We start from the raw sequence: 26,959 nt of genomic DNA on the forward strand, positions 1-26,959 counted from the left end.
TCAGGACTTCCCTTCCGAGGGCGCCACGGGTGCGGTGAGGTCCGCCTCTTCGGGGAGCTCCTCCACGTCGACTCCGCGGACTTGCGACAACTCGTGCTTGAGGGCGGCGAGTTCGGCGCCGCCGGCCATGTGGTTGGTGAGCTCTTCGAGGCTGACCTCGTCACGGGAGGCGTTCAGCTCCATGGTGCCGAGGCGCAGGACGCTGAAGTGGTCGCCGACCATGTAGGCGTGGTGCGGATTGTGCGTGATGAAGATGACGCCGAGGCCACGGTCGCGGGCGGCGGCGATGTACTTCAGCACGACACCGGACTGCTTGACGCCGAGGGCGGCGGTCGGCTCGTCCAGGATCAGCACGCGGGCGCCGAAGTAGACGGCGCGGGCGATCGCCACGCACTGGCGCTGACCGCCCGAGAGCGTGCCGATGGGCTGCTCCAGGTCGTCGAGGACGATGCCCATGTTGCGCAGTTCCTCGTCGGCGGTCTTCTTCATCCGCTCGATGTCGAGACGGCGCAGGGGCCAGGGGCCCTTGGTCATCTCCGAGCCGAGGAAGAAGTTCCGCCACACCGGCATCAGCGGGACCACCGCGAGGTCCTGGTAGACCGTCGCGATTCCCTTGTCGAGCGCCTCGCGCGGGGTGGAGAACCGCACCGGCGCGCCGTCGACGAGGAACTCGCCCTCGGTGTGCTGGTGCAGCCCCGAGATGATCTTGATGAGGGTGGACTTGCCCGCGCCGTTGTCACCGAGGACACACGTGACCTGGCTGGGGAAGACCTTCAGGTCGACGCCGTGCAGGGCGCGGATGTTGCCGTAGGACTTGCCGGCGCCCCGGAGTTCGACGAGGGGCCCGTCCGGGCCGGGGGCGCTGTCGGGGAGCACGGCTCCGTGGGGGGTGGTCATGGGTTCACCTCCGGGTCGCGGTGCGCTGCACCCACAGATTGATCAGGACGGCACCGAGCAGCATCACGCCGAGGAAGGCCTTGAACCAGTCGGGGTTCCAGCCGGCGTAGACGATGCCCTGCTGCACCATGCCGAACATGAAGGCGCCGAAGACCGGGCCGATGGCGGAGCCGTGACCGCCGGTGAGCAGGCAGCCGCCGATCACCGCCGCGGCGATGTAGATCAGCTCCTGGCCGACACCCTCGCCGGACTGCACGGTGTTGAAGGAGAACAGCTGGTGCATGCCGACGAACCAGGCGCCGAAGCCGACCAGCATGAACAGGGTGATCTTGGTGAAGGTCACCGGGACACCGACCGCGCGGGCGCTCTCCTTGTTGCCGCCGACGGCGAAGATCCAGTTGCCGTACTTGGTGCGCAGCAGCACCCACGTGGCCAGGGCCGCGAAGACCAGCCACCACACCACGGTGATCTTCACCTGGACGCCGCCGACGTCGAAGGACGAGGCGAACAGCGCCCTGGCCTGGTCGAAGCCATCCATGTTGCTGATGTCGTCCGTGGCGACGTTGCCGGTGACCAGCTTGGTGACGGCGAGGTTGACGCCCTGGAGGATCAGGAAGGTGCCGAGGGTGACCAGGAAGCTGGGCAATCCCGTCTTGACCAGCATCCAGCCGTTGAACGCACCGACGCCGAGCGACACCACGAGCGCGACGATCACGCCCATCCAGACGTTCAAAGTCAGCTGGTAGCTGAGCATGGCCGCGGTCAGCGCCGAGGTGATCACCGCGACACCGGCCGACAGGTCGAACTCGCCGCCGATCATCAACAGGGCCACCGGCAGGGCCATGATCCCGATGGTGGACGCCTGGTAGAGGACCGTGGCCATCGAGCCGCCCTGGCGGAGGGAGGGCGCGGCGATCAGGAAGAAGACGAGTACGGCGACCGCACCGAGGAAGACACCGACCTCGGGACGGGCCAGCAGCCTCAGCGCCAGAGGCCGCTCCCGGGTACGTCCGTCGGTCTGCTTGGCGCCGGGGCCCGGCGGTGTGGTCACCGCCGGCGCAGCCTGGTCGGTCATGCTCATCACCGGGTGCCCTTCGTGGCGAACTCGGCGATCCGCTCGACGTTGGACCGGTCGACGAACGCCGGACCGGTCAGCACGGGCTGCTCACCGCCGCCGCTGTAGTTGCCGTTGTTCTCGTAGAGCCACAGCCCGTCGACGGCCAGGTACCCCTGCAGATAGGGCTGCTGGTCGACGGCGAACTGGATGTCGCCGCGCTGGATGGCGCCGGTCAGGTCCTTGTTGAGGTCGAAGGTGGCGATCTTGGCCTTGCTGCCCGCCTCGGACACCGACTGCACCGCGGTCAGCGCGAAGGGGGCGCCGAGGGTGACGACGTGGTCGATGGCGCTGTCCTGCTTCAGCTTGGCGGTGATCGTCGCCTTCACGGACGGCATGTCGGTGCCGTTGACGTTCAGGGTCTCCGTGGTGCCCTCGAACGTCTTCTTCACCCCGTCGCAGCGCTGGGTGAGGCCGATGTTGCCCTGCTCCTGGATCACGCAGACGGCCTTCTTCGCGCCCTCCTCGTTGAGCCGCTTGCCGAGTGCCTCTCCGGCCACGTTCTCGTCCTGCCCGAAGAACTCCAGCAGGCCGAGCTGCTTCCAGTCGCTCACGCCGGAGTTCAGGCCGACGACGGGTATGCCCGCCTGCTCGGCCTTGCCGAGGACGGCCCTGAGGGCGTCCGGCTTGGCGAGCGTGACCGCGATGCCGTCGACCTTCTGGTCGATGGCGTTCTGCACCAGGTTGGCCTGGTTGCCGGCGTTGGGGTCGGCCGAGTAGACAAGCTTGATGTTGTCCTTGGCGGCGGCGGCCTCGGCACCCTTGCGCACGATGTCCCAGAAGGTGTCACCCGGCGCCTGGTGGGTGACCAGAGCGACCGTCATCCGGGGCGTGGTGGCCTTGCCCGCCGAGGCACCGTCCGCTCCCTCCTCGGCCTTCTTGCCGCCGGAGCCGCTGGAGCAGCCGGCGAGGACCAGGGCCGCCGCCGCTGCCACGGCCAGGGCGGTAGTGATTCTGCGAGAGCGGTACATCTTTCCTGCACCTCACTGTGCGCTGGGGGAAAGGCTGTCGTTGGGACGGGATCAAATCCCCTGTCGCGCCCACTGTCAATACTTTGTTAAGACATCATTTCACAAGCAGGTCCTAATGTAAGAACAAACTGCTACGGTGTGGGCCGGGAGGGACGCCATGACCAGTACTGTCTCCGGGCTCGCCGCCGTGCGCTTCGCACTCGACCGCACCAGCCCCGTACCGCTCTACCACCAGCTTGCCCAGCAGTTGGAGGCGGCCATCGAGGGCGGGGTCCTCACGCCGGGCAACCAACTGGGCAACGAGGTCGACCTGTCCGTCCGCCTCGGCCTGTCCCGCCCCACGGTCCGCCAGGCCATCCAGTCGCTGGTCGACAAGGGCCTGCTGGTCCGCCGCCGGGGCGTGGGCACCCAGGTCGTGCACAGCCAGGTCAAGCGCCCGCTGGAGCTCAGCAGCCTCTACGACGACCTGGAGGCGGCCGGGCAGCAGCCCACGACGCAGGTGCTCCGCAACGAGACCGTCCCCGCGGCCGCGGACGTCGCGGCCGCCCTCGGCGTCCCCGAGGGCGGCGAGGTCACCGTCCTGGAACGGCTCCGCTTCACCCACGGCCACCCGGTGGCGTTCCTGTGCAACTACCTGCCGGCGGGCCTGCTCCCCCTGGACACCGGCCGGCTCCAGGTCACCGGCCTGTACCGCATGCTGCGCTCCGCCGGCATCACCCTGCACAGCGCCCGCCAGACCATCGGCGCCCGCTGCGCCACCGCCGAGGAGGCCGCCCGCTTGGCCGAGCAGGAGGGCTCCGCACTCCTCACCATGCAGCGCACCGCCTACGACGACACCGGTCGGGCCGTCGAGTACGGGACGCACATCTACCGCGCGTCCCGGTACGCCTTCGACTTCCAGCTCCTGGTACGTCCCTGACGTCAGTGCGCCGCGTCCAGCCGGGCCCGCTGATCCGCCGTCAACTCCAGCTCCACGGCGGCCAGATTCTCCTCCAGTTGCGCCACCGAAGAGGCCCCCGCCAGCGGAATCACCGGCAGCTGTCCACCCATCTGCCAGGCCAGCACCACCTGGTTGACGGTGGCCCCGGTCTCCCGCGCCACCTCGCGCAGCACGGCCAGCCGGGCGGGCGTACCGGGGTGCTCGTAGTCGGACGGCAGCGGCTTGTCCTCGCGTACGTACGCCCCGGCCAGCAGCGGTGAGTAGGCGACCAACGTCAGCGCCGGCTCGGCCCGCAGATAGCCGAGGAGTTCGGCGCCCGCGTGGCCGAGGCTGCCGTCGGGGAAGAGGTCGCTGGGGACGTCGTACCGGGGGCGCAGATGGCTGTGCTGGTACTGGAGCACCTCGTAGCCGGGCAGTCCGGCCGCGGCGGCGAGGGCGCGAGCCCGCTCCACCCGCCACATCGCGTGGTTGCTGACGCCGAGCAGTCCGACCGTGCCCTCCGCGATCAGGGCGGCGAACCCCTCGACGGTTTCCTGGAGGGGGACGGTGGGGTCCTCGATGTGCGCGTACAGCAGGTCCAGCTTCTCCATGCCGAGCCGCTCGCGGCTGCGCTCGGCGGACTCGCGGATCACCTTCGCCGACAGGCCCTCCGGGTTGTCGATGAAGCCGGTGCCGGGGGCGAGGGGGCGGGCGCCGACCTTGGTGGCGATGACGACCTCGTCGCCGATGCCGCGGCTGCGCCGCCACCGGCCGAGCAGTTCCTCGCTGTGGCCGCCCTGGCCGCCGTCGACCCAGTAGGCGTAGTTGTCCGAGGTGTCGATGAAGTTGCCGCCTGCCTCGACATAGCGGTCGAGGACGGCGAAGGACGTCCGCTCGTCCGTGTACGAGCCGAAGAGCATGGCCCCCAGGGCGAGCGCGCTGACCTCGCGGCGGTTGTGCGGATCGGTGCCGATGGTGCGGTACTTCATGGTGGTCCCTCCCGTTCGCACCCGGTTGTCGGGCGCGAACGGGAGTCTTCAGCCTGAAGCGCACTTCAAGTCAAGGCAGTACCCGCTACCGCTTGGCGAACGGGCCTTCGAGCGCGGCCCACTGCAGCAGCATGATGGTCTTGGCGTCGGCGATCTCGCCGGTGCGGATCATCTCCAGGGCCCTGCGGAAGGGCAGTTCGAGGATCTCGATGTCCTCACCCTCCTCGCCGAGCCCGCCGCCCTCGTGCGTGCGGGTCGACGGTCCGTAGGCGGCGGCGTAGAAGCTGATGAGTTCGGTGACCGAGCCCGGGCTCATGTAGACGTCGAAGACATGCTGGACGGCGTCGATGGTGTGCCCGGTCTCCTCGATCACCTCACGCCGTACGGCCTCCTCCGGGTGCTCGTCATCGTCGTCGAGCAGCCCGCCGGGCGTCTCGATCAGCATTCCGTCGGGGTGCCCGTTGACGTACACCGGGAAGCGGAACTGGCGGGTGAGCAGCACGGTCTCGCGTGTGATGTCGTACAGCAGCACGGTGGCGCCGTTGCCCCGGTCGTGCGTCTCGCGCTCCTGGGTGCTCCAGGTGCCGTCCGCGTGCTGGAAGTCGAAGGTGGTCGTCCGCTCCACGTACCAGTGGCTGGACAGCAGCTTCACGTCCCGCACCTTCACGCGCGGGTTGCCGGTCAGATCCCGGCCGGCCCGGTCGAGCCCGGTACGGCCACGGCGGTCCGGGGTGTCGATTCCGGCGGGGTTGAACTGGTTGGTTCCGGCGGGGTTGAACTCGTTGGTCATGCCCCGCTTGTACCATCCGGCCCCGCGGACCAACGGAAAAGGGGCCATCGAACAGATGGCCCCTCGCCGAACCGTCGGGACGACAGGATTTGAACCTGCGACCCCTTGACCCCCAGTCAAGTGCGCTACCAAGCTGCGCCACGTCCCGATGCGCCCCACCGCGGAGAACCGCGTGATCGCGCGGACAGCACTTTACCCCACACCCCCGGACGCGCCGAAGCGGGACCGTGGGCGGGACAATCGGGGCATGGGCAGCACATCGGAAGGACAGCAGGCCGACGCGCGGGACCGCGACAGCGAGGGCCGCGCCCGCAGCGCACGACCGCGCGACGGGCTGGGGCGCCCCCTGCCGTACGACGCGCAGGGCGTGCCCCGGCAGCCGGAGGGGGTCGTCCGGACACCGGAGGAGACGGTCACCGAGGCGCAGGCCCTCCTCGCCGCGGGCAAACCGTTCCACGCCCACGAGGTCTTCGAGGACGCCTGGAAGTCGGGCCCCGACGACGAACGCACCCTGTGGCGCGGCCTCGCCCAGCTGGCCGTGGGGCTCACGCACGCGGCCCGGGGAAACGCGACGGGCGGCGCCCGGCTGCTGCGCCGCGGGGCGGGCGCGATCGAGGAGTGGGCGACCCGAACGGACCGGAAACGACCGTACGACCTGGATCTGCCGGGTCTGGCGGAGTGGGCACGGGGCCTGGCGGGGGACGTGGAGGGCGGGGCGACCGTGGATGCGGGGGCACGGGCGCCTGGGCTGCGGGGGGCGTGAGCGGTGTGATGCCGGGGGGCTGGCTGCGGGGGGCGTGAGCGGCTGGGTCCCGGGTGGCTCGGCCGGGGGGAGCGGCGGGGACTCGGGGCCTGGCTGCGGGGGCGTGAACGGCGGAAACCCGGGGGACCCGACTGCGCGAGCCCGAACGACGGAAACCCGGGGGACCCGACTGCGCGAGCCCGAACGACGGAAACCCGGGGGACCCGACTGCGCGAGCCCGAACGACGGAAACCCGGGGGACCCGACTGCGCGAGCCCGAACGACGGAAACCCGGGGGACCCGACTGCGCGAGCCCGAACGACGGAAACCCGGGGGACCCGACTGCGCGAGCCCGAACGACGGAAACCCGGGGGACCCGACTGCGCGAGCCCGAACGACGGAAACCCGGGGGACCCGACTGCGCGAGCCCGAACGACGGAAACCCGGGGGACCCGACTGCGCGAGCCCGAACGACGGAAACCCGGGGGACCCGACTGCGCGAGCCCGAACGACGGAAACCCGGGGGACCCGACTGCGCGAGCCCGAACGACGGAAACCCGGGGGACCCGACTGCGCGAGCCCGAACGACGGAAACCCGGGGGACCCGACTGCGCGAGCCCGAACGACGGAAACCCGGGGGACCCGACTGCGCGAGCCCGAACGACGGAAACCCGGGGGACCCGACTGCGGCGGGCGTGAGCGGCGGGATCACGAGTCCCTGGCCTGCGGGCGGCGTGAGCCGTCGGGCCTCGGCTCCGGGGCGCCGCGCGTGAGGCGGTGGGGTCGCTGTCAGTGGGGTGCGGCAGACTCTGGGTGTGCGAAAGATTCATGTCATCGGTATTGGCGCGGGCGACCCCGAGCAGCTGACCCTCCAGGCGGTCCGGGCGCTGCGGAGCACGGACGTGTTCTTCCTGCTCGACAAGGGCGAGGTGAAGTCCGACCTCACCCGGCTGCGCAAGGACATGCTCGACGCGCACATACCGGAGGGGACGTACCGCCTGGTCGAGGCGCGCGACCCGGAGCGGGACCGCGGCGCGGGCGGCGCGGCGTACTCACCGGCCGTCGGGGACTGGCGCAGCGCCCGTGCCGACATCTACGAGCGGCTGGTCACCGAGGAGTTGGGCGAGGACGAGAGCGGCGCGTTCCTGGTGTGGGGCGACCCCGCGCTGTACGACAGCACGCTCGGCATCCTGGAGGAGGTCCGCGGGCGCGGCACGGTGGACTTCGAGTACGACGTCGTGCCGGGCATCAGCAGCGTCTCCGCCCTGGTCGCCCGGCATCGCACGGGACTGAACCGGGTCGCCCGACCGGTACAGATCACCACGGGCCGGCGGCTCGCCGAGGGCTTCCCCGAGGGCGTGGACGACGTGGTCGTGATGCTCGACGCCCACCAGACCTTCCGGCAGTACGCCGACCAGGACATCGACATCTACTGGGGCGCCTACATAGGCACGCCGGACGAGATCCTCGCCTCGGGCCCGATCTCCGAGGCGGCGCCGCGTATCGAGCGGCTGCGGGCCGAGGCGCGGGAGCGCAAGGGCTGGATCATGGACACGTATCTGCTGCGCCGAAGCCCGAAGGAGCGGTAGGGCCCGGCGGCATCCCAGAGGGGCTGAGGGGGCGCACGGTGCCGGTACGCCCTCCTTTGGCGCTCCCCAGGACGTGAATGCGCCGGTCGGACACCACCACGGCCGCTTTCTTGTGCTGCGCGCTGGCGTCGCGTCGGCTGCAGGACACCGGGGCGTCATACCGGGCGGGCACGTTTCGCCCGTCCCCACCTGTCTCGCCTTGCATCCGTCCGCCCCGCTCATTCCGGGCGCGATGCGGAAGGACGACGTACGCCGTGTCCCTGCTTCGGCCCGCCGCCGCTCTCCCCAGCGCGCTCCCGACCGCCGCCCCTGTCCGCTCCCCCTCCGCCGAACGCCGCTCCCGTCTCACCCGGCACGGTCTCACCGTGCTGCCGCTGCTGCTCATCGGCGGGTGGGCGGTCGTCGACTGGCCCTCGGTGCGCGACGGCGCCGCCCGGCTGGCCGCCGCCGACCCCGGTTGGCTGCTCGCCGCGCTGTTCTTCACCTGCCTCGGCTGGCCGGCCGCCGCGGTGGTGCGGCAGGGCGCCATCCCCGAGCGACTGCCGCCGGGACTGCTGGTCGCCTCGCAGTTCGCCGCCGGCGCAGCCAACCACGTACTCCCGGCCAGCATCGGCGCCCACGCGGTCACCCTGCGCTTTCTGCAGAGCCAGGGCATACCCCTGGCCCGGGGCACCGCGTCGCTCGCCCTGTACTCGCTGGTCAAGCCGGTGGCGAAGACGGCTGTGCTGATCGTCTTCCTGGTGGCCTTCCCCGGCATGCTGCATCTCGGCGAACTCGTCCCCGACGACCGGACCCTCCTCCTGGTCGCCGGCGGCGTGGGCGTCGCCTTCGTCGTGGCCGGCTGCCTGCTGGCCGTCGTCCCCGCCCTGCGCCGCCCGGCCGTCTGCTTCCTGCGCACCGCGCTGACCGACGCCCGCATCCTGCACACCCGGCCCAGCCGCGTCCTCGCCCTCTGGGGCGGCGCGGCCGCCACCCCGCTGCTCCAGGGCAGCGTGATCGCCACCGTCGGTTTCTCGCTCGGGCTGGAGCTGTCCTGGGCGCAGGTCGTCTTCGCGCTGCTCATCGCCAGCACGGCGGTCGGCGCGGTGCCCGCGCCGGGCGGAATCGGGCCGGTGGACGCGGCGCTGGTGTTCACGATGGCCGCGTTCGGCGCGCCGGTGGGCCTGGCGACGGCGACGGTCATCGCGTACCGGGTGATCACGGTGTGGCTGCCGCTGCTGCCGGGCGCGCTGGTGCTGTCGGCGCTGGTGCACCGCAAGGTGCTGTGAGGTCTCGCTAGGCGAGCCCGAGCCACCCCAGGACACCAGGCACGTCGGCCACGGCCGTCACCCGGGACGGGAGCGGCGGACGGCGTACGACGACGACGGGTACGCCGAGTTCACGGGCCGCCGTGAGCTTGGCGGCGGTCGCCTCTCCCCCGCTGTCCTTGGTGACGATCACGTCGATCCGGTGCTCCCGCAGCAGCGCCGACTCGTCGGCGACGGTGAACGGGCCGCGGGCGAGGACGAGTTCGACGTCCGGTGGCATCGGGGGTTCGGGCGGTTCCACGGACCGTACGACGAAGTGCGGCTCCGTCAGGTGGGCGAAGGCCGCGAGGCCCAGACGGCCGGTGGTGAGGAACACGCGGCGGCCGAATCGCGGCAGCAGCTCGGCGGCGGCGTCCAGCGAGGGCACCGGGTGCCAGTCGTCCCCCGGACCCGGCCGCCAGCCCGGCCGGCGCAGCACGACGGCCGGGACGCCGGTCAGGGCGGCGGCGTGTGCCGCGTTCGCGGTGATCGCCTCGGCGAACGGATGCGTGGCGTCGACGACGGCGGAGACGTCATGGACGCGCAGCCACTCGGCCAGCCCCTCCGCCCCGCCGAACCCCCCGATCCGCAGGTCTCCGTCGACCGCCCCCGGCCGCGACACCCGCCCCGCCAGCGATGTCGTGACCCGCACTTCCGCCCGGGCGGCCAGCTCGGCGGCGAGTTCGCGGGCCTCGGTGGTGCCGCCGAGGATCAGGACGTGACGGGACATGGCGTCGAGGGTACGAGGTGCGGCGGGCCCCGCCCATGGCGCCGTCACCGGACGTCGAGCCGCAGTGCCTGAAGAATCCGGTCCAGTGCCGCCCTGGTGGGCGCCAGGTCCCCGGGCTCCGCCGTGGACGCGAGCCACAGGGCGGCCTCGTTCATCGCCCCCGACAGCAGATGGGCCAGCGGCGCCACCGGCTGCCGGGCGATGACGCCCGCCTCGACGAGCCCGGTCAGTGCCTCGGTGAGGTGACGGGCGGAGGCGGCCTCGTCCATGGCCCGCCACTCGCTCCAGCCCAGCACGGCCGGACCGTCGACCAGCATGATCCGCTGGAGTTCGGGGTCGGTGCCGGCGGTGAGGAACTCCTGGCAGCCGACGGTGAATTGGGACCACGGATCCTCGTGCGCGTCGGCCGCGGCGGCCACCCGGCGGCCGACCTCCTGCTGCACCTCCTCCAGCACGGCGCGGAACAGGTCGGTCTTGCCCTCGAAGTGGTGGTAGAGGGCGCCCTTGGTGACCTCGGCCGCGCGCACGATCTCCGACAGGCCCACCGCGGCGTAACCCCGGGCGGCGAAGAGCCGCCGCCCCTCCCGCAGGAGCCTGCGCCGGGTCTCCTCCCGCTGCCGCGCCCGGACGCCCTGCTGTGTCATCGCACCTCACTCCATTGACATACCAGCGGTATGCGAACTACGGTCTTTCGCATACCGATGGTATGCGAAAGGTCTGGGGGATGACCATGAAACTGACCAGCTTCTATCCGGTGATCGGCACCGCGCGGCTGGCGGAGTCCCGCGACTTCTACACCCGGCTGCTGGGCTTCGAGACGACCTTCGAGGCCGACTGGTATGTCAGCCTCCGCCGCCCCGGCGACCCCGGCTACGAACTGGCCCTGCTGGACCACACCCACCCGACACTGCCCGAGGGCCACCGCGTCCCGGCGCAGGGCATCCTGCTCAACTTCGAGGTGGCGGACGCGGACGCGGAATGGGACCGGCTCGTCCTGCGTGAAGGGCTGACACCCGAACTGGCCCTCAGGAGCGAGGACTTCGGCCAACGCCACTTCATCGTGGCCGACCCCAACGGCGTCCTGATCGACATCATCACGCCCGTCGAACCGACCGCCGAGTACGCCGCGCAGTACGTCTGACCTGCTGCGTTCCCGACGCGCCGCACACGGGCGGCTATCGTCCCAGACATGGACTCAGTGCGTGCCGTCCTCATCGACATCGACGGCGTTCTCACCGTCTCGTGGCAGCCGCTGCCCGGCGCGGTCGAGGCGTTGCGGGAGATCAGGGACGCCGGACTGCCGGTCGCCCTGGTCACCAACACGACGTCCCGCACGCGCGCGTCCATCGCCGGGACGCTCGCGGACGCGGGGTTTGCGGTGACGGCGGAGGACATCCTGACCGCGCCGGCCGTCACCGCCGCGTATCTCGCAGAGCGCTATCCGGGGGCGCGGTGCGCGCTGCTGAACAGCGGGGACATCCGGGAGGACCTGGAGGGCGTGACCCTGGTGGACGACACGGACGCGGAGGGTGCCGGGGGTGCAGGCGGTGCCGGCGCGTCGGTGGATGTCGTGGTCGTCGGCGGCGCCGGGCCCGAGTTCACGTACACGGCACTCAACCGGGCCTTCGGGCACCTCCAACGTGGGGCGCGGCTCGTGGCCATGCACCGCAACCTGTACTGGCGCACGAAGGACGGCTTGCAGCTCGACACCGGGGCGTTCCTGGCCGGGCTGGAGCGGGCGGCGCGCACCGAGGCCGAGGTGACCGGCAAGCCGTCGGCCGCGTTCTTCGAGGCTGCGCTGGGCCGACTGGGGGTGGGCGCGGGTGAGGCCGTGATGGTGGGGGACGACATCGAGTCCGACGTCCTCGCGGCACAGCGGGCCGGGGTGACGGGGGTGCTGGTGAAGACCGGCAAGTATCTGCCGGAGACGCACCGGTCGGCCGACGGCACGCCCGACCACGTGGTCGACTCCTTCGCCGACGTACCGTCGCTCCTGGGACTGCACCGGGGCCCGTGAGGCGGCTAGCGCAGCAGCAGTTGCAGGCCGCCCACCACCGTCGCCGCGATGACCAACCGCTCGAACAGCCGCTGGTTGATTCGGTTCACAGCCCATTTGCCGATGAACGCGCCGGGCACCACGAACGCCACGAGCGCCGCGTCAAGCAGGAGCGACCGCCCGTCGATCAACCCGAGCCCCGCGCTGAAGGGCACCTTGGACACGTTGACGATCAGGAAGAAGAACGCCGACGTGCCCAGGAACCCCAGCTTCCGGAACCCCGCCGACAGCAGGTACATCGACATCACCGGGCCACCCGCGTTGGCGACCATCGTGGTGAAGCCGCCGAGGACGCCGTACGAACGGGCCTTGAGCCGGCCCGCCCTGCTGGTCACCGAGTCCGGCTCCTCCGCCGCCTCCCCGGCACGCCGGCGCCACACCGTCACGCCCGCCATCAGCAGCAGGATCGCCCCGATCGACGTCCGTACGATCTCGTCGTCGGCCCACACCAGGAACAGCGTGCCGACCGCGACCCCCGCCGCGACCGCCGGGAACAGCCGCCACAGCGTGGGCCAGTGGGCATGCCGCCGGTAGGTGAGGACCGCGAGCACGTCCCCGGCGATGAGGATCGGCAGCAGCACGCCGGTGGAGGCGCGGGCCGGGAGCACCGCCGCGAAAATGGCGAGGCTGACCGTGTTGGCCCCGCTCACGGCGGTCTTCGAGAAGCCGACCAGGAGCGCGGCGAGGGCGAGGGCGGCGAACTCCCAGCCGGTGATGTGCCAGAGCGTTATCGTGTCCATGCGGACACCGATGCTATGCCCATGCATCTGGCCGCCGTAAGGAGCGTCTCGCCAGGTGGCCCCTGCCCATCCGGGACAGCCAACCGACGTACCACGTCGGAGGTCGTCGGCCTCGCGGGTCACGTGCGACGGCAGCGGCCCGGCGACCGCCGCGAGCCGGTCGAAGTCGGCGCTCAGGGGGACGACCTGGACCCGGCGGCCGGCGTGACGGCGGAGCGCTCAGTGCCGCTCCACCAGCACCGCGCTCCCCTGACCCACCCCCACACACATCGTCGCCAGTCCGCGCGTCGCGCGCGTGCGGCGCATCCGGTGCAGCAGGGTGGTCAGGATGCGCGCGCCGGAGCAGCCGAGCGGGTGACCGAGGGCGATCGCGCCGCCGCTCGGGTTGACCAGGTCGGGGTCGATGCCGAGCCGGTCCACGCAGGCCAGGGCCTGGGCGGCGAACGCCTCGTTGAACTCGGCCTCCTCGACGTCACCGACGCTCCACCGGGCGCGCGCCAGGGCCTTCCGCGTGGCGGGGACGGGGCCGATGCCCATCACGTCCGGGTGGACGCCGGCCGAGGCCCCGGCGACGTACCGGCCCAGCGACTCCAGCCCCAGCTCGTTCAGCGCCTCCTCACTGACCAGGAGGAGCCCTGCCGCCCCGTCGTTCATCGGGGAGGCGTTGCCCGCCGTCACCGTGCCGCCCTCGCGGAAGACCGGCTTCAGCCGCGCCAGCTTCTCGTACGACGTGTCCTCACGGACGCATTCGTCGCTGTCGACCACCACACCGTCGAGGCGCCGCACGGGCAGGAGTTCGTCGTCGAAGTGGCCGTTCTTGCGGGCGTCGGCGGCCAGTCGGTGACTGCGCAGCGCGAACTCGTCCTGGCGTTCGCGCGGGACGCCGTACCGCTCGGCGACCTCCTCCGCGGTCTCGCCCATGGACAGCAGGCCGTGCAGGTCCTTCATCGCCGGGTTGACCAGGCGCCAGCCGAGGCGGGTGTCGGCGGTCTCCATGCGGTGCGGCAGGGCCTCGTCGGGGCGGGGCAGCACGAAGGGGGCGCGGCTCATGGACTCGGAGCCGCCCGCGAGCACGATGTCGGCCTCGCCCGCGGCGATGGTGCGGGCCGCGAGGGTGATCGCTTCGAGGCCGGAGGCGCACAGGCGGTTGACGGTGGCGCCGGGGACGGACTCGGGGAGGCCGGCGAGCAGGGCGGCCATGCGGGCGACGTTGCGGTTGTCCTCGCCGGCCTGGTTGGCGGCGCCCCAGTAGACGTCGTCGACGCGGGCCGGGTCGAGCGCGGGCACGTCGGCGACGAGGCCGCGGATCACGGTCGCGGCGAGGTCGTCGGGCCGTACGGAGGACAGGGCTCCGCGCAGCTTGCCGATGGGGGTGCGGCGGGCGGCCGCGAAGTGGACGGGACGCACGACAGGACTCCTGACCGGGAGCCGGATCAGCGGCTCCGAAGGTTAATTAGCACTGCTAGTTTTAGACTATAGACCGCCGGACCCCGCCCTGGGAAGATCCCGGGAGGCCTTCGCCGACGCAGTTGGAGGAACCATGGCCGACGCCCGCGAACACGTCCTCGACGGAACCCGGGGCACGATCACCGCCCGCGAGTGGCCGCACCCGGATCCGGCCCACGTGGCCCTCGTCGCGCACGGCTACGGCGAGCACATCGGCCGGTACGAGGGTGTGGCGGAGGTCCTGCTGGCGCACGGCGCCGCCGTGTTCGGCCCGGACCACATGGGGCACGGCAGGTCGGCGGGCGAGCGCGTGCTGATCGAGGACTTCGAGGACGTCGTCACCGACCTGCACGCGGTCGCGGAGCGGGCCAGGTCGGCGTACCCGGGCCTCCCGCTCGTGCTGGTCGGGCACTCCATGGGCGGCCTGATCACGGCCCGCCACGCCCAGCACCACGGCGACGAACTGGCCGCGCTCGTCCTCTCCGGGCCGGTGATCGGCACCTGGGAGACGCCCGGCCGACTGCTCGCCCACGACGAGATCCCCGACATCCCGGTCAACCCGGCGGCGCTGTCCCGCGACCCGGCCGTCGGCGCCGCCTACGCCGCCGACCCGCTGGTGTGGCACGGCCCGATGAAGCGACCGACGCTGGAGGCGTTCGCCCGGACCCTGGAGGACGTGGCCAGGGGCGGGGACGTGGGCGCGCTGCCGGTGCTGTGGCTGCACGGGGACGACGACCGGCTGGTGCCGCTGGCCGGGAGCCGGGTCGGTGTGGAGCGGCTGAGCGGGGGCACCCCGACCGAACGGATCTACCCCGGCGCACGGCACGAGGTCTTCCACGAGACGAACAGGGCCGAGGTCTTCGCCGACCTGACCCGCTTCCTGGACAAGGCGCTCGCACGCTGAGACACGCCGTTTGCGCCGGTTCGCCCGGGGCACCCGCGCCCGCATGGAGTGGTTGCGGCGAGCCGCCTGCGTGGGTGAGGACCCCGAACTGTTCTTCCCCGTGGGCACGACGGGACCGGCGCTGAGGGACATCGCGGCCGCCAAGCGCGTCTGCGCCCGGTGCTCGGTGATCACCCAGTGTCTGCACTACGCGCTGAGCAGCGGGCAGACCTCGGGCGTGTGGGGCGGGACCGGCGAGCACGAACGCGCCGCGCTGCTCCGTACGTCACGGACCAGGCACGACATGAGAGGGAGAAACGCACCATGACCGTCGTGAGGAGCACTCTGCCCGACGACGCCCGACGGGTCGCCTGCGACGCGCTCCAGGAGACCCTGGTGGACCTGCTCGGACTGTCACTCACCGGCAAGCAGGCGCACTGGAACATCGTGGGACCCCGGTTCCGCTCGATCCACCTCCAACTCGACGAGGTGGTCTCGGCCGCCCGTGGCTTCGCCGACACGGTGGCGGAGCGCGCCGCGGCGCTCGGCACCCCGCCGGACGGCCGCCCGGAGACCATCGCCGCCCGTTTCTCGCTGCCCAGCCCCAAGGACGGCTGGCTGCGCGACAACGAGGTCGTCCAGGTGATGGTGGAGGCGCTCGAGGCGGCGATCGGCGGGCTGCGGTCGCGGATCGAGGCGACCGAGAAGCCGGATCCGGTCACGCAGGACCTGCTCATCTCCATCACCGCGGAGCTGGAGAAGCAGCGGTGGATGTTCGAGGCGGAGAACTTCCCGCGCGACTGACCGCCCGCCGACCGCCGCGCAGCACCCTCGCACGAAGGGAGGGGGCCCCATGACCGACGCCCTCGAACTCGACGCGCTGTGGGAGAACTTCCACCGCGTGGTGAACATGACCTCGCAGGAGCTGGCCGCCTGGCTGCGGGTCCGCGACGCCGACGAGGACGCGGAGCCGCTGCCGGAGCAGGCCGGCACACCCACCGGGCAGCATGTGCTCGCGATCCTGCAGAAGCGGCGCACCGATCTCACCGACGACGACATCCAGGTGATGTACGACGTGGTGGACACGGTCGGCGCCCAGGCGGACGTGGAGAACGAGCCCGAGCCCGAACAGACCCGCCACCGGCACCAGCTGATGACGCTGGGCCACGACCCGCTGAAGCCATGAGCGGCCATGAGCAGCGCGTCGTACGCGAACTGCTGAAGGCGCACGGGCGGACGTACGCCGAGGAGGCGGGCATCCGGCTGCGGGACACGCCGCAGCCGCTGTACCGGCTCCAGGTGCTGTCGCTGCTGCTCAGCGCCCGGATCCGGGCCTCGGTCGTCGTCGCCGCCGCGCGTGCCCTGTACGAGGCGGGACTGCGCGACCCGAAGCGGATGGCCGGGTCCGACTGGCAGGACCGGGTGGACGCCCTGGGCCGGGGCGGCTACCGGCGCTACGACGAACGGACCGCCACCCAGCTCGGCGACGGCGCGGAGCTGTTGACCGAGCGGTGGGGCGGCGATCTGCGGCGGCTGCGCAAGGAGGCCGACGGCGAGGTCCCCGCGCTGCGCCGGCTGCTGCAGGAGATCCCCGGCATGGGGCCCGCGGGCGCCGACATCTTCCTGCGCGAGGCCCAGCGCGTATGGCCGGAAGCCGCTCCGTACCTGGACGCCAAGGCGCTGTCCGGGGCGGAGCGGCTCGGCCTGCCGAAGGATCCGGACCGCCTGTTGAAGCTCGCCGGTGACGCCGAACCGGCGGTGCTCGCCGCCGCTTTGGTGCGGGCCGCGCTGGACAAGGAGGTGGCCGAAGACAGCCTCCGCCGCGCCGCGTGACCGTGCCAGACTACGTCGACAACGACCCGATCGTCCTCGCGCACGCCGCCGCCCTGCTGCGCGGGACCCCAAAGGGCGCCACGGACTACGTGCAGGCCGACGCCCGCGAGCCGGACGCCATCCTCGAACGGGCGGCCCAGGTCCTGGACTTCGACCGGCCCGTCGCCCTGTCGCTCATCGCGCTGCTGCACTTCATCGCCGACGAGGACGGCGCCCACGACCTGGTGGCCACCCTCGTCGACGCGCTCGCTCCGGGCAGCGCTCTGGTCCTGTCCGCGATGACCGCCGACTTCGAACCGGAGAACGTCCGCCGGGGCATCGCCGCCTACGCCGAGGGCGGGGTGACGCTGGTGGCCCGCTCGCACGCCGAGATGGGCCGCTTCTTCGAGGGGCTGGAGCTGGTCGACCCCGGGATCGTGTCCGTCGCGGACTGGCGCCCCGAGCTGGGCGAGGGCGAGTCGGACCTCGGCCCGGGGCCGGTCTCGCTGTACGGCGGGGTCGGCCGGAAGCCGGCTAGCTGAGCCGGCTCAACGCCGCCGACACCAGCGTCTGCACGCCCGGGACGAGCACCGAGAGGTCCGGCGCGAAGAGCGGGCTGTGGTTGCTGGGGACGTTCCCCAGCCGCTCCAGCAGGCCCTCGCCCGGCGCCGCCTCCCACACGTCGGCCGGCGTCGTCGTGACGTACCAGTAGTCGTACGGCTCTCCCGCCGGCGCCAGCAGCGAGAAGTCCTCGCTGCCCATCGCAGGGCCGAAGTCGAACACCGAGTGGGCGCCGAACAGTTCGCGGTGCACGGACGCGATCTCCTCGTCGAGGGACGCGTCGTTGACGGTGTTCGGATAGCCGGGGTGGACGGTGATCTCGGGGGGCCGCGGGCATCCTGCGGCCTGGCACTCGCCGGTGACGACGCGGCGCACGGCGGCCAGGACACGCTCGCGCACCTCCGGGTCCTGGGTGCGCAGATTCAGCGCGAGCCGGGCCTCGGCGGGGATGATGTTGGCCCGCGTACCGGCGTGGAACTGCCCCACCGTCAGCACCGCCGACTGCGCCGCCGCGACCTCGCGGGAGACCACCGACTGCAGCCGGGTGACGATGTACGCGCCGGTCACCACCGGGTCGACGGTCGACTCGGGGCGTGAGCCGTGGCCGCCGAGGCCGTGCACGACGACGTCGATGTCGTCGGAGGCCGACATGATCAGGCCGGGAGTGTGCGGGTAGAACCCGGCCAGGCCGGGCGCGGCATGCTGGCCGAACAGCACGTCGGGGCGCGGGAAACGCTCGTGCACCCCGTCCGCGACCATCGCCGCCGCTCCCCCGCCGGACTCCTCCGCGGGCTGCCCGACCACCACGAGCGTGCCCGACCAGGTCTCCCGGCCCGCCGCGAGCGCCTCGGCGGCGCCGGTCAGCCAGGTGACGTGCAGATCGTGTCCGCAGGCGTGCATCACGCCGTCGACGGTGGAGGCGTACGGCAGGCCCGTCGCCTCCTGGACGGGCAGCGCGTCCATGTCGCCGCGCAGCCAGACGACCGGCCCGTCCCCGTTGGCGAGCACGCCGACGACGCCGGTACGGCCGACCCCTTCCGTCACCTCGTATCCCGCCGCGCGCAGCCGGCCGGCCAGCCGGTCGGCGGTGCGGTGCTCCTGGAAGGCGAGTTCGGGGTGGCGGTGCAGATCGCGGTAGAGGTCCTCCAGGCCGTCGGGCTTGAGACCGGCGGTGAGTTCGAGGGTGAGGCGTGCTGCGGCGGCCGGTTCGCTCATGCTGCTTCCTTCTCCTCCGACGAGGCACGCTCACCGACGGGCGTCGCGTGCGGGGGCGTTGGGGGCCTGCGGTGTCATCCTGCCGCGTGCCGACGCGGTCCGGTCAGTCCTCGAGAGCCATCCGTACGGGTGATCATGAGCACCGCCCCTCGGCCGGTACGCTGTGGCAGCTGCGGCACTCCCCCCACCTCATCCGCACCCGTGGTGAGTTACGGCCTGCGGCGCCTAGACGTCACACACCATGAGGATGAATCACAGGTGCTCATAGCGGGCCGGTACCAGCTGCAGGATCCGATCGGGCGGGGCGCGATGGGAGAGGTCTGGCGGGCGTACGACGAGACGCTCGGCAGACCGGTCGCCGTCAAGCTGCTGCTGCCCCAGGACTCCGACCCGACGGCCACCTCACGTTTCCGGCTGGAGGCGCAGACCGCCGGGCGGCTGCATCACCCGTACGTGGTGGGCGTACTCGACTTCGGTGCGCACGACGACCGGCTGTTCCTGGTGATGGAGCTGGTCGACGGCGACAGCCTCGCCCGGGTGCTCGCCGACGCGGGGCCGCAGCCCGCCGAGCGCGTGGCGCGGATCGCCGCGCAGGCTGCCGCCGGGCTGGCCGCCGCCCACCAGCAGGGCATCGTGCACCGCGACATCAAGCCGGCCAACCTGTTGCTGGACGCGGACGGCACTCTGAAGATCGGCGACTTCGGCATCGCCCGCTTCCTCGACGACCCGGCCGCCGCGCTCACCGCCACCGGCCAGATCGTCGGCACCAGCCTCTACCTCGCCCCGGAACGCGCGCTCGGCCGGCCCGCGGGCCCGGCCAGTGACGTCTACTCGCTGGGATGCGTGCTGTACCAGCTCCTCACGGGGCGCCCGCCGTTCCAGGCCGACACCCCGATCGCCATCCTGCACCAGCATCTCGACGCCACCCCGGTACCGCCCCGGCAGCTCGGTGCCGAACTCCCGCCCGCCTTCGAGAGCTACCTGCTGGGCCTGCTGGCCAAGCAGCCCGAGCACCGGCCCGGCGCCGCACAGGTCGCCGAGTGGTTCGCGGCCGGCGCCTGGCAGGGCCGCCCCGAGCCGCTGCCCGCCACCGCACCGACGCCCGCCGCGCCCACGCCCGTGGCCCCGCGGTCGCAGCCGCGGTCGCCCCGGCTCGGCGAGACCGGCCCGGCGACGACGTACATGCTGCCGTCCTCCCCGAGGACCGCGTCCCGCCGCCGCAGTCGGCCGGGGACGCGCGAGGTACTCATGCGGCCGCGCGTGCTGGGGACCGCGGCCGCGGTGGCGCTGTTCCTGGCGGCGATGGTCATCGGCATGCTGTGGTTCTCACCCGACAACACGGCGGCGGAGGGCTCCAAGGACTCCCCCAGCGCCACTGCCACGCCCACCCCGTCGCTGTCTCCGTCGGGCGCGTCCGCCACACCGGACGCCGGGACGTCCCCGACTCCCGTCGCGGCGAAGACCAGCGAGAAGGCCAAGGACGAGAAGCGGGAGCGGCGACGTCAGGCGGACGACGAAGGCGATGACGGTGAGGGTGACGGCGGGGACGACTGAGACCCGCCCCTCGGGACGGCCCGCAGGAAGTCGGCCGAGGGCACGAAGAACCGGGTGCCGGTGACGGCCCGCGAGTAGTCCAGCAGCGGATCCGGCCCCGAGGTCGGGGTGCCGAGGAACATCCGCTCCAGCATGGTCTCGGTCACCTGGGGATCGCGGGCGTATGCGATGAAGTACGTCCCGAACTCGCCGTGCCCGGGCCTGCCGAACGGCATCGCGGCGCGCAGGATGCGCAGTTCGGTCCCGTCCGGAGCCATGACGCTGTTGACGTCCTTGTGCGAACCGGGCGCGTCGAGTTCGACGTTGGTCGCCTTGGTACGGCCGATGATCTTCTCCTGGGTCTCGACCGGCAGCCCCTCCCAGGCGTCCATGTCGTGCAGGTACTTCTGCACGACCACATAGGAGCCACCGCGGAAGCCGGGGTCCTCGTCGCCCACGAGTGCCGCGTCGGCGGCGTCGGACCCGACCGGGTTCTCGGTGCCGTCGACGAAGCCGAGGAGGTTGCGCGAGTCGTAGTAGGCGAAGGCGTGCACCTCGTCCTGGACGGTGGCCGCGTCGCGCAGCCCCTTCATGATCTCCGCGGTCAGCGCGATGCACAGGTCGAGGCGGGCCGCCCGGATGTGGAAGAGCAGATCACCCGGCGTGGCCACGGCCTTGTGCCGGGGCCCGGTCAGCTCGCGGAACGGGTACAGCGCGGCCGGGCGCGGAGCGCCGAACAGCCGGTCCCAGGCGTCGGCCCCTACCCCGGCCACGCAGGACAGACCGCCGTCGGGATACGGAAAGGCGAGGGCCCGCTCCCGGCCGGCGAGTCCCGCCAGCACCTCCCGGGCCGCGTCCTCCCCACCCGGATCGACGGTGACCACCAGGAAGACCGCCGCACTCGGCAACGGGCTCAGCACCGGCTGCGGCCGGCCAGGGGCAGACGGTACCGACGACGACATGGCGCCCCCCACTCATCCACGTGCGCCACCACCCCGGTGGCCGATGGGCACTGTGACCCTGCCCAATCGAACACGCCTCGACACCGCGGGAGTCCGTGCGAAAGCGTGCGGGGCCCGGTGCCCCCGCCCGTCGCGGGTGTGCGGCACCGGAGCCCCGCGGCTCCCCACCGGCATGATGGCCGGACCGAGGGGAGGTCCGCATTGCCGTGTTCCGGCAACGTTGACTACGCTCCGGATGCCGTAAGCCGTGGGTACGCCGACATGCTGACGGAGGTCTCCGCCACGGGGCGCCGCCCCACCCGCCACGAGCTGGAGGAGCGCCGCGTCCTCGACGCCACCCGCGCTGCCGGCCCGGCGTACCGGGCTCGGCGGACGGTGTGCCGGCCGCGGTGTCCCAGGCCGTCGACGCCATCGCCGAAGGCTGTGAGCGGGCCCAGCACTTGGCGGTACGTCAGGAGGAGGCCGCCCGGCGGGAGTTCATCGACGACCTGCTGTACGGGCGCAGCGACCTGGGGCGACTCGCGGAACGGGCCGAGCGGTTCGGGCTGGTGCTGTCCCGCGCGCACGCGGTCGCGGTCGCCGAGGGCCCGGAGGCGTACGCCGACACCCACCCGGTGACCCGCCGCGTGGAGACCGCCCTGCCAAGCCGCTTCGGCGACCGGCCTGCTCGCCACCGAGAACGGACAGCTGATCTGCATCGCGCCCGGCGACCAGGACGAGGTGCTCGCGTTCTTCGCCAAGCAGGCCCATGCGGCGGCCGGCGCTCGACGAGCCGGTGGTGCGCCCCGCCGAGCTGCTGGTGTATCCGGTGCTCACCCGGGACCGGCAGGCCATGGCCGACCTGGTGCTGAGCGCCCTGGGTCCGCTGCGCCGGGCCCGTGGTGGCGCGGAGCCGCCGCTGCGGACGCTGGAGGCGTACTTCGAGTCGGGCTGCGTCGCGGCCGAGGCGGCTCGCGCTGAGCGTGCGGGCCCTCACCTACCGCCTGGAGCGCATCCACGAGCTGACCGGCGCCAATCCGGCCGACCCGATGCACCGCCACACCCCGCAGACGGCCGTGATCGGCGCCCGGCTGCTGGACTGGCCCGCCCAGGAGCTCTGACTCCCGGACGGGCCGACCCGCGCCGGCGCTCAGCCGGTGATCTCGACCTTCTCGGCAGCGGCGTCCCGCCGGGTGATGCCCTTCAGCAGCTCGGCGAGGTCGATCCCCGTGGTGGAGCCGAGGAGTTCGATCCCCTGCGTGACGTTGTCGGCGACCGCGCGGGGGATCCGGCCGGCCCCGTCGGTGGAGATCACGGTCATCTTGTCCACCGCCGCGAGCGGTTCGGACGCCTTGGCGACGACCTGCGGCAGCACCTCGACCAGCATCTGCAGCACGGCCGCGTCGCCGTACTGCCCGAAGGCGTCGGCCTTCTGCCGCATGGCCTGTGCCTCGGCCGTTCCCTTCGCGCCGATCGCGGCCGCCTCGGCCTCGCCCTCCAGCCGCACCGCCTCCGCGATCGCCGCCCGCCGGGCCCGCTCGGCCTCACCCTGCTTCAGGCCCTCGATCGCCTCCGCCTCGGCCAGCGCGCTGCGCCGCTGCTTCTCGCCCTCACCGGTCAGCCGGGACCGCTCGGCCTCCGCCTGCGCCGCCGCGATGCCGGCCAGCCGCTCGGCCTCGGCCTGCTTGACCCGCGCCACCCGCCGGGCTTCGGCCTCCTGCTCGGCGGCGTATCGCTGGGCGTCGGCGGGCTTGCGCACCTCGGTGTCGAGCTGGCGGTCCTTCAGCGCGGCCTGCCGCTCGGCGACCTTCTCCTGCTGGGTGAGGATGTCCTGCTGGCGGGCCGCCTCCGCGAGCGGTCCGGCGGCGTTGGCCTGCGCGGCCGCAGCGTCGGTCTCGGCCTTGATCTCGGCCTGCCGCAGCGCGAACGTCCGCTGGGCGACGGCGATCTCCTCCTCGGCCTTCAACCGGGCCTGCTCGGCGGCCCGGCGGGCCTCGGCCTCGGCGATGTCCGCCTCCTGCTTGGCGCGGGCCGCCTCCGGGCGACCGAGGTCCTCCAGGTAGGAGCCCTCGGTGGTGATGTCCTGGATCTGGAAGGCGTCCAGCACCAGACCCTGCCCGGACAGGCTGGCCTCGGCCTCCTCGGCGACCTGCCCGGCGAAGACGGCCCGGTCGCGGATGATGTCCTCCACCGACATCCGCCCGACGATGGCCCGCAGCGCTCCGGACAGCACCTCCTGGGTGAAGCCGACGATCCCGTCCTGCTGCATCAGGAACCGCTGCGCCGCCGCCCGGATCGAGTCCTCGGTGCCGCCCACCTTCACGATGGCGACGCCTTCGAGGTGGGCCTTGACCCCGCGCAGGGTGACCGCGCCGCGCACCGCCACCGGGATGTGCCGCGAGGACAGGTCGAGCGTGAACCGCTGCTGCACGAACGGCACGACGAACACGCCACCGCCGACGACGACCTTCTGCCCGCTGTTGTCGGTGAACACGCGCCCGGTCGCAGGATCGGTGGCCTGCTTGCCGCGCCGCCCGGTGACGATGAACGCCTCACTCGGACCAGCCACTTTGTACCGGCTGACCACCACCAGGGCCAGCAGGACGAGAAGTACGGCGACTCCCACCACCGCTATGACGACAGGACTCATGACAATGCCCCCGATCCAAGAGCTGGGAAACACAGAAAACACACGAAAACCAGCGGTCAGTCCACCGGGCGCACCACGACGGAGGTCGCGGACGGAGCCGCCTCGACCCACACCTCGGCACCCCTGGCCACCGGCACCGCACAACGCGCGGCGAACTTCACCGGCTGACCGGCGAGTTGCAGCAGCACCTCACCGAAACCACCGGCCGGGATGGCGGTCACGACGCTGCCCGAGGTGCCCACGAGGTCCTCACCACGCGGTGTGACAGCGGTCTGATCGCGCATCAGGGCACGACTGAGGCGGTACGTCAGCCAGGCCGTGCCCGCGCCACAGACGGCACCGCAGCCGGTGGCGAGCGCCGGGCCGACCCCGGCCGCGCCCATGGCGAGGGCTCCGCCGAAGCCGGTCATCGCCAGGAACCCGGCGACGACCGGCAGCGACAGCCACCCGTCGAGGACGCCGTCGAGCACACCGTCCAGCACCCCGTCGAGGACCAGCGCCAGGGCGAGCAGCACGACCCCCGTGATGCCGAGTCCCAGAAACCAGGCCATGCGTGCCGTCCCCCTCTCGCCCCTCGCCGGTCTCCCCCGTTGACGGAATCCTCACATGCGGGGTTGCGGGGTTTCATTGCCGTGTTCCGGCAATCTTTACGCTCTTTTGATGCCGACGTCCGGACCCCGTCGGCGCATCGGGGGTCAGCTCAGGCCGAAGTACCGCAGCCACACGTAGGCGAGGGCCACGACCACGGTGACCGCGGTGACCGCGGTGACGACCAGGCCGTACCGGGTGAACTCCCAGAAGGAGATGGGCCGGCGCTTGCGTTCGGCGATCCCGAGTACGACCACGTTCGCGGAGGCCCCGATCGCGGTGGCGTTGCCACCGAGGTCGGCGCCGAGGGCGAGGGACCACCACATGACGTGGTCCTTGGCGCCGCCCATGTTCTGCACCAGGTCGGCGGTGATCGGCGCCATGGTGGCGACGTACGGAATGTTGTCGACGACACCGGAGAGGACGGCGGACGCGCTGAGCACGATCATCCGGCGGCGATTCGGAACAGCTGGTCACAAATGCGGCGATACCGCCGGGCGGGGCCGGGGGCGGGGCCCGCGCGCGGCGGGCGCGGCGAGAAGGGGCCGGACGAGCCCCTCCCACCGCAGACCTGCTCAAGGCCCGGTCGCGTCCCTCAATGCCCCGCGGCCGACAGGCCCAGCACCCTCCTGATCGTGCGCAGCACGCCGTCCTCCGTGTTGGGCGGCGCCACGTGGCGGGCTCGGCGGATGACCTCCGGGTGGGCGTTCGCCATCGCGAAGGACCACTCCGCCGTGTCGAGCATCTCCAGGTCGTTGAGGTAGTCGCCGAACACCATCGTCTGCGCGGGCGTGATGCCGAGCTCACGCTGGAGGCGGCGGATGGCGGCGCCCTTGTTGGCGGTGCGGTTCATGATGTCGACCCAGTGCTCACCGGAGACAACGACCTGGTGGGTGACGCCGAAGCGGGCGAGGGCGGGGGCGGTGGTCCGTTCCGCCGGGCCGAAGTCGTAGAGGGCGATCTTGAGGATGTCGTCCTCGACCGCGGTGACGTCCTCGACCGTGCGGTGCTCGACGTAGTACTTGCGCACCTCGGCCAGGAAGGCCTCGTCGGTGCGCTCGACGTACGCGGACCGCTTGCCGCAGACGACGGCGCCCACGTCGACGCCGCCGGCCGCGAGCCGCCGTACCGCCTCGACGACGTCCGTGACGACGGCCGGGTCCAACGGGTCGGAGCTCAGTTCCACGCCGTCGCGGACGACGTACGTGCCGTTCTCCGCGATGAACACCATGCCCTCGGCCGCCCGGGCGAACTCCCGCGCCAGCGTGGCGTACTGGCGGCCGCTCGCCGGGCTGAACAGCACCCCGCGCTCCCGCAACCGCTCCAGCACCTCCCACAGCCCGGCAGGGACCTGCTTGTCGTCGTCCAGCAGCGTGCCGTCCATGTCGGTGACGACGAGCCGGATGTCGGCGGAGCTGTGCGCCGGGGAGTCGTGCGTGGTGGGCAGGGGCGCGTGAGAGTAGGGCATGTCCTGTTTCCTGGGGCGCTCGGCCGTCCCGGTCGTCGTCGTTCCCGGGGCGCTCGGCCGCGCCGCGTGTCGTTCCGGATGCGGCCGTCAACCCTACCCGGGACACTCCCCCGTACGAGTGGCACCCCGGTCCCGGAACCCGGTCCCCGATTCCCGCCACGCACTGATCTTGGACCCGGCACAATGGCGGCGACTGCGGTACGGGCGAGGAGAGGAAGAGACGTGAGCGAGGCTCCCACCCCGGCGGAGGGAACGGCACGCCTGAACACCGGTGTGGCGCACAACGCACGGGTCTGGAACTACTGGATCGGCGGCAAGGACAACTACGAGGTCGACCACCAGGTCGGCGACCACGTCGCCGCGATGTTCCCGCTGATCCGGGACATCGCCCGGGCGGACCGCGAGTTCCTGGGCCGGGCGGTGTCGTTCCTGGCCGGTGAGCGTGGGGTACGGCAGTTCCTGGACATCGGCACCGGGCTGCCCACGGCGGACAACACCCACGAGATCGCACAGCGCGTCGCGCCCGACTCGCGGATCGTGTACGTCGACAACGACCCGATCGTGCTGATCCACGCCCGGACCCTGCTGACCGGCACCCCCGAGGGCGTCACCGCCTACGTCGACGCCGACGTGCACAACCCGGACGGCATCCTCGAACGCGCCCGGGACACCCTGGACTTCACGCGTCCCGTCGCGGTGATGATGCTCGGCATCCTCAACTTCGTGCTGGACACCGACGAGGCCCGGGACATCGTGCGCCGGGTCATGGCCGCCGTCCCCTCGGGCAGCTTCCTGGTCATGACGCACCCCACGCACGACGCCGAGCTGGGCGGCGAGGGCCAGATCCCGGCGATGAAGTTCTGGAACGAGAACGCCACCCCGCCGGTCACCGCCCGCAGCGGCGCCGAGATCGCATCATTCCTCGACGGTCTGGACATGCTCGAACCGGGCCTGGTGTCGTGTTCCGCCTGGCGCGCCGAGCTGCGGGCTCCCGTCGTGGTACCGCAGTACGGCGCGGTGGCCGTGAAACCCTGACACC

At 72.1% G+C, this 26,959-nt stretch carries 27 protein-coding genes, 1 tRNA gene and 3 pseudogenes; 15 read left to right on the forward strand and 16 right to left on the reverse strand.

Annotated elements, in window-relative coordinates; genetic code table 11:
* From I2W78_RS03335 to I2W78_RS03345, 3 genes are read right to left on the reverse strand one after another with little or no spacing between them, the layout of a single operon-like run.
* Window positions 1–897 carry an ATP-binding cassette domain-containing protein gene (locus I2W78_RS03335; protein ID WP_196456778.1) on the reverse strand — a complete coding sequence of 299 codons (897 nt, stop codon included), beginning with the start codon at window positions 895–897 and terminating at the stop codon, window positions 1–3.
* Between the two features lie 4 nt (window positions 898–901).
* The gene (locus I2W78_RS03340; RefSeq protein ID WP_196456779.1) at window positions 902–1,978 is read right to left on the reverse strand and encodes an ABC transporter permease; all 1,077 of its coding nucleotides are present in this window, start codon (window positions 1,976–1,978) and stop codon (window positions 902–904) included.
* Window positions 1,978–2,982 carry a sugar ABC transporter substrate-binding protein gene (locus tag I2W78_RS03345; protein WP_196456780.1) on the reverse strand — a complete coding sequence of 335 codons (1,005 nt, stop codon included), beginning with the start codon at window positions 2,980–2,982 and terminating at the stop codon, window positions 1,978–1,980. Before I2W78_RS03345 ends, I2W78_RS03340 begins: the two co-directional genes overlap by 1 nt.
* 157 nt (window positions 2,983–3,139) lie before the next feature.
* Here I2W78_RS03345 and I2W78_RS03350 point away from each other — a divergent pair, with 157 nt between their 5' ends.
* Window positions 3,140–3,901, forward strand: a complete 762-nt coding sequence (locus tag I2W78_RS03350) for a GntR family transcriptional regulator (protein ID WP_196456782.1) — start codon at window positions 3,140–3,142, stop codon at window positions 3,899–3,901.
* A gap of 2 nt (window positions 3,902–3,903) precedes the next feature.
* Here I2W78_RS03350 and I2W78_RS03355 read toward each other — a convergent pair whose 3' ends face one another.
* The 3 genes from I2W78_RS03355 to I2W78_RS03365 all read right to left on the reverse strand — a co-directional run bounded on the left by I2W78_RS03355 (window position 3,904) and on the right by I2W78_RS03365 (window position 5,828).
* Window positions 3,904–4,890, reverse strand: a complete 987-nt coding sequence (locus tag I2W78_RS03355; RefSeq protein ID WP_196456784.1) for an aldo/keto reductase — start codon at window positions 4,888–4,890, stop codon at window positions 3,904–3,906.
* An 85-nt stretch (window positions 4,891–4,975) separates the two neighbouring features.
* Window positions 4,976–5,680, reverse strand: a complete 705-nt coding sequence (locus tag I2W78_RS03360; protein WP_196456786.1) for an NUDIX domain-containing protein — start codon at window positions 5,678–5,680, stop codon at window positions 4,976–4,978.
* Window positions 5,681–5,754: 74 nt separating this feature from the next.
* Window positions 5,755–5,828 (reverse strand) — tRNA-Pro (locus I2W78_RS03365).
* Between the two features lie 99 nt (window positions 5,829–5,927).
* On the opposite strand from I2W78_RS03365, the gene I2W78_RS03370 reads away from it, so the two are divergent.
* The 3 genes from I2W78_RS03370 (at window position 5,928) to I2W78_RS03380 (ending at window position 9,279) form a co-directional block, all read left to right on the forward strand.
* Complete coding sequence (locus I2W78_RS03370) at window positions 5,928–6,443, forward strand: DUF309 domain-containing protein (RefSeq protein WP_196456788.1); 516 nt, start codon at window positions 5,928–5,930, stop codon at window positions 6,441–6,443.
* Between the two features lie 794 nt (window positions 6,444–7,237).
* The gene (gene cobF / locus I2W78_RS03375; protein ID WP_196456790.1) at window positions 7,238–8,011 is read left to right on the forward strand and encodes a precorrin-6A synthase (deacetylating); all 774 of its coding nucleotides are present in this window, start codon (window positions 7,238–7,240) and stop codon (window positions 8,009–8,011) included.
* 254 nt (window positions 8,012–8,265) lie between these two features.
* Window positions 8,266–9,279, forward strand: coding sequence for a lysylphosphatidylglycerol synthase transmembrane domain-containing protein (locus I2W78_RS03380; RefSeq protein WP_307783585.1), 1,014 nt, complete (start codon window positions 8,266–8,268; stop codon window positions 9,277–9,279).
* A 7-nt stretch (window positions 9,280–9,286) separates the two neighbouring features.
* Here the strand turns inward: I2W78_RS03380 and I2W78_RS03385 are convergent, their stop codons facing one another.
* Together I2W78_RS03385 and I2W78_RS03390 are read right to left on the reverse strand one after the other, a co-directional pair.
* A complete protein-coding gene (locus I2W78_RS03385) occupies window positions 9,287–10,027 on the reverse strand; it encodes a cobalt-precorrin-6A reductase (RefSeq protein WP_196456794.1) in 741 nt (246 codons plus the stop codon).
* 44 nt (window positions 10,028–10,071) lie between these two features.
* Window positions 10,072–10,671 carry a TetR/AcrR family transcriptional regulator gene (locus I2W78_RS03390; protein WP_196456796.1) on the reverse strand — a complete coding sequence of 200 codons (600 nt, stop codon included), beginning with the start codon at window positions 10,669–10,671 and terminating at the stop codon, window positions 10,072–10,074.
* Window positions 10,672–10,757: 86 nt separating this feature from the next.
* Here I2W78_RS03390 and I2W78_RS03395 point away from each other — a divergent pair, with 86 nt between their 5' ends.
* On the forward strand, window positions 10,758–11,168 hold the full coding sequence (locus I2W78_RS03395) for a VOC family protein (RefSeq protein WP_196464387.1): 411 nt from the start codon (window positions 10,758–10,760) through the stop codon (window positions 11,166–11,168).
* Between the two features lie 48 nt (window positions 11,169–11,216).
* The gene (locus tag I2W78_RS03400) at window positions 11,217–12,044 is read left to right on the forward strand and encodes an HAD-IIA family hydrolase (RefSeq protein WP_196456798.1); all 828 of its coding nucleotides are present in this window, start codon (window positions 11,217–11,219) and stop codon (window positions 12,042–12,044) included.
* A gap of 5 nt (window positions 12,045–12,049) precedes the next feature.
* Here the strand turns inward: I2W78_RS03400 and I2W78_RS03405 are convergent, their stop codons facing one another.
* Together I2W78_RS03405 and I2W78_RS03410 are read right to left on the reverse strand one after the other, a co-directional pair.
* Window positions 12,050–12,823, reverse strand: coding sequence for a sulfite exporter TauE/SafE family protein (locus I2W78_RS03405; RefSeq protein WP_196456800.1), 774 nt, complete (start codon window positions 12,821–12,823; stop codon window positions 12,050–12,052).
* Window positions 12,824–13,042: 219 nt separating this feature from the next.
* Window positions 13,043–14,230, reverse strand: coding sequence for a thiolase family protein (locus tag I2W78_RS03410; protein ID WP_196456802.1), 1,188 nt, complete (start codon window positions 14,228–14,230; stop codon window positions 13,043–13,045).
* 133 nt (window positions 14,231–14,363) lie between these two features.
* On the opposite strand from I2W78_RS03410, the gene I2W78_RS03415 reads away from it, so the two are divergent.
* The 6 genes and pseudogenes from I2W78_RS03415 to I2W78_RS03440 form a co-directional block, all read left to right on the forward strand.
* Window positions 14,364–15,173, forward strand: coding sequence for an alpha/beta hydrolase (locus I2W78_RS03415; RefSeq protein WP_196456804.1), 810 nt, complete (start codon window positions 14,364–14,366; stop codon window positions 15,171–15,173).
* 43 nt (window positions 15,174–15,216) lie between these two features.
* Window positions 15,217–15,480 (forward strand): WhiB family transcriptional regulator, encoded by a 264-nt coding sequence (locus I2W78_RS03420; protein ID WP_196464388.1) that lies wholly within the window; start codon window positions 15,217–15,219, stop codon window positions 15,478–15,480.
* Window positions 15,477–15,956, forward strand: coding sequence for a Dps family protein (locus I2W78_RS03425; RefSeq protein WP_196456806.1), 480 nt, complete (start codon window positions 15,477–15,479; stop codon window positions 15,954–15,956). Before I2W78_RS03420 ends, I2W78_RS03425 begins: the two co-directional genes overlap by 4 nt.
* 49 nt (window positions 15,957–16,005) lie before the next feature.
* Window positions 16,006–16,338 carry a DUF3140 domain-containing protein gene (locus I2W78_RS03430; protein WP_196456808.1) on the forward strand — a complete coding sequence of 111 codons (333 nt, stop codon included), beginning with the start codon at window positions 16,006–16,008 and terminating at the stop codon, window positions 16,336–16,338.
* Window positions 16,335–16,985, forward strand: a complete 651-nt coding sequence (locus I2W78_RS03435) for an endonuclease (RefSeq protein ID WP_196456810.1) — start codon at window positions 16,335–16,337, stop codon at window positions 16,983–16,985. Before I2W78_RS03430 ends, I2W78_RS03435 begins: the two co-directional genes overlap by 4 nt.
* An 11-nt stretch (window positions 16,986–16,996) precedes the next feature.
* Window positions 16,997–17,506: pseudogene (locus I2W78_RS03440) on the forward strand (SAM-dependent methyltransferase); the annotation flags it as partial.
* On the opposite strand, the gene I2W78_RS03445 reads toward I2W78_RS03440, so the two are convergent.
* Window positions 17,499–18,740, reverse strand: coding sequence for an amidohydrolase (locus tag I2W78_RS03445; RefSeq protein WP_196456812.1), 1,242 nt, complete (start codon window positions 18,738–18,740; stop codon window positions 17,499–17,501). The pseudogene I2W78_RS03440 and the gene I2W78_RS03445 overlap by 8 nt on opposite strands.
* Before the next feature lie 258 nt (window positions 18,741–18,998).
* Between I2W78_RS03445 and I2W78_RS03450 the strand changes: the two genes are divergently transcribed.
* Complete coding sequence (locus tag I2W78_RS03450; protein ID WP_196456815.1) at window positions 18,999–20,294, forward strand: serine/threonine-protein kinase; 1,296 nt, start codon at window positions 18,999–19,001, stop codon at window positions 20,292–20,294.
* Here the strand turns inward: I2W78_RS03450 and I2W78_RS03455 are convergent.
* Window positions 20,243–21,235, reverse strand: a complete 993-nt coding sequence (locus I2W78_RS03455) for a Dyp-type peroxidase (protein WP_196456817.1) — start codon at window positions 21,233–21,235, stop codon at window positions 20,243–20,245. The genes I2W78_RS03450 and I2W78_RS03455 overlap by 52 nt on opposite strands.
* A 261-nt stretch (window positions 21,236–21,496) precedes the next feature.
* On the opposite strand from I2W78_RS03455, the pseudogene I2W78_RS03460 reads away from it, so the two are divergent.
* Window positions 21,497–22,335 (forward strand): annotated as a pseudogene (locus I2W78_RS03460) (PucR family transcriptional regulator).
* Between the two features lie 29 nt (window positions 22,336–22,364).
* Here I2W78_RS03460 and I2W78_RS03465 read toward each other — a convergent pair.
* The 4 genes and pseudogenes from I2W78_RS03465 to I2W78_RS03480 all read right to left on the reverse strand — a co-directional run bounded on the left by I2W78_RS03465 (window position 22,365) and on the right by I2W78_RS03480 (window position 25,920).
* Complete coding sequence (locus tag I2W78_RS03465; RefSeq protein WP_196456819.1) at window positions 22,365–23,864, reverse strand: flotillin family protein; 1,500 nt, start codon at window positions 23,862–23,864, stop codon at window positions 22,365–22,367.
* A 56-nt stretch (window positions 23,865–23,920) separates the two neighbouring features.
* Window positions 23,921–24,415 carry a hypothetical protein gene (locus I2W78_RS03470; protein WP_196456821.1) on the reverse strand — a complete coding sequence of 165 codons (495 nt, stop codon included), beginning with the start codon at window positions 24,413–24,415 and terminating at the stop codon, window positions 23,921–23,923.
* Between the two features lie 144 nt (window positions 24,416–24,559).
* Window positions 24,560–24,901: pseudogene (locus I2W78_RS03475) on the reverse strand (SLC13 family permease); the annotation flags it as partial.
* Window positions 24,902–25,047: 146 nt separating this feature from the next.
* Window positions 25,048–25,920 carry a Cof-type HAD-IIB family hydrolase gene (locus tag I2W78_RS03480; protein WP_196456823.1) on the reverse strand — a complete coding sequence of 291 codons (873 nt, stop codon included), beginning with the start codon at window positions 25,918–25,920 and terminating at the stop codon, window positions 25,048–25,050.
* A 222-nt stretch (window positions 25,921–26,142) separates the two neighbouring features.
* Between I2W78_RS03480 and I2W78_RS03485 the strand changes: the two genes are divergently transcribed.
* Entirely contained in the window at window positions 26,143–26,955 is an 813-nt protein-coding gene (locus I2W78_RS03485) for an SAM-dependent methyltransferase (protein WP_196456825.1), read from the forward strand.
* The last annotated feature ends 4 nt before the right edge of the window (window positions 26,956–26,959 follow it).

It is taken from the genome of Streptomyces spinoverrucosus (assembly GCF_015712165.1).
GTDB classification, from domain to species: domain Bacteria; phylum Actinomycetota; class Actinomycetes; order Streptomycetales; family Streptomycetaceae; genus Streptomyces; species Streptomyces spinoverrucosus_A.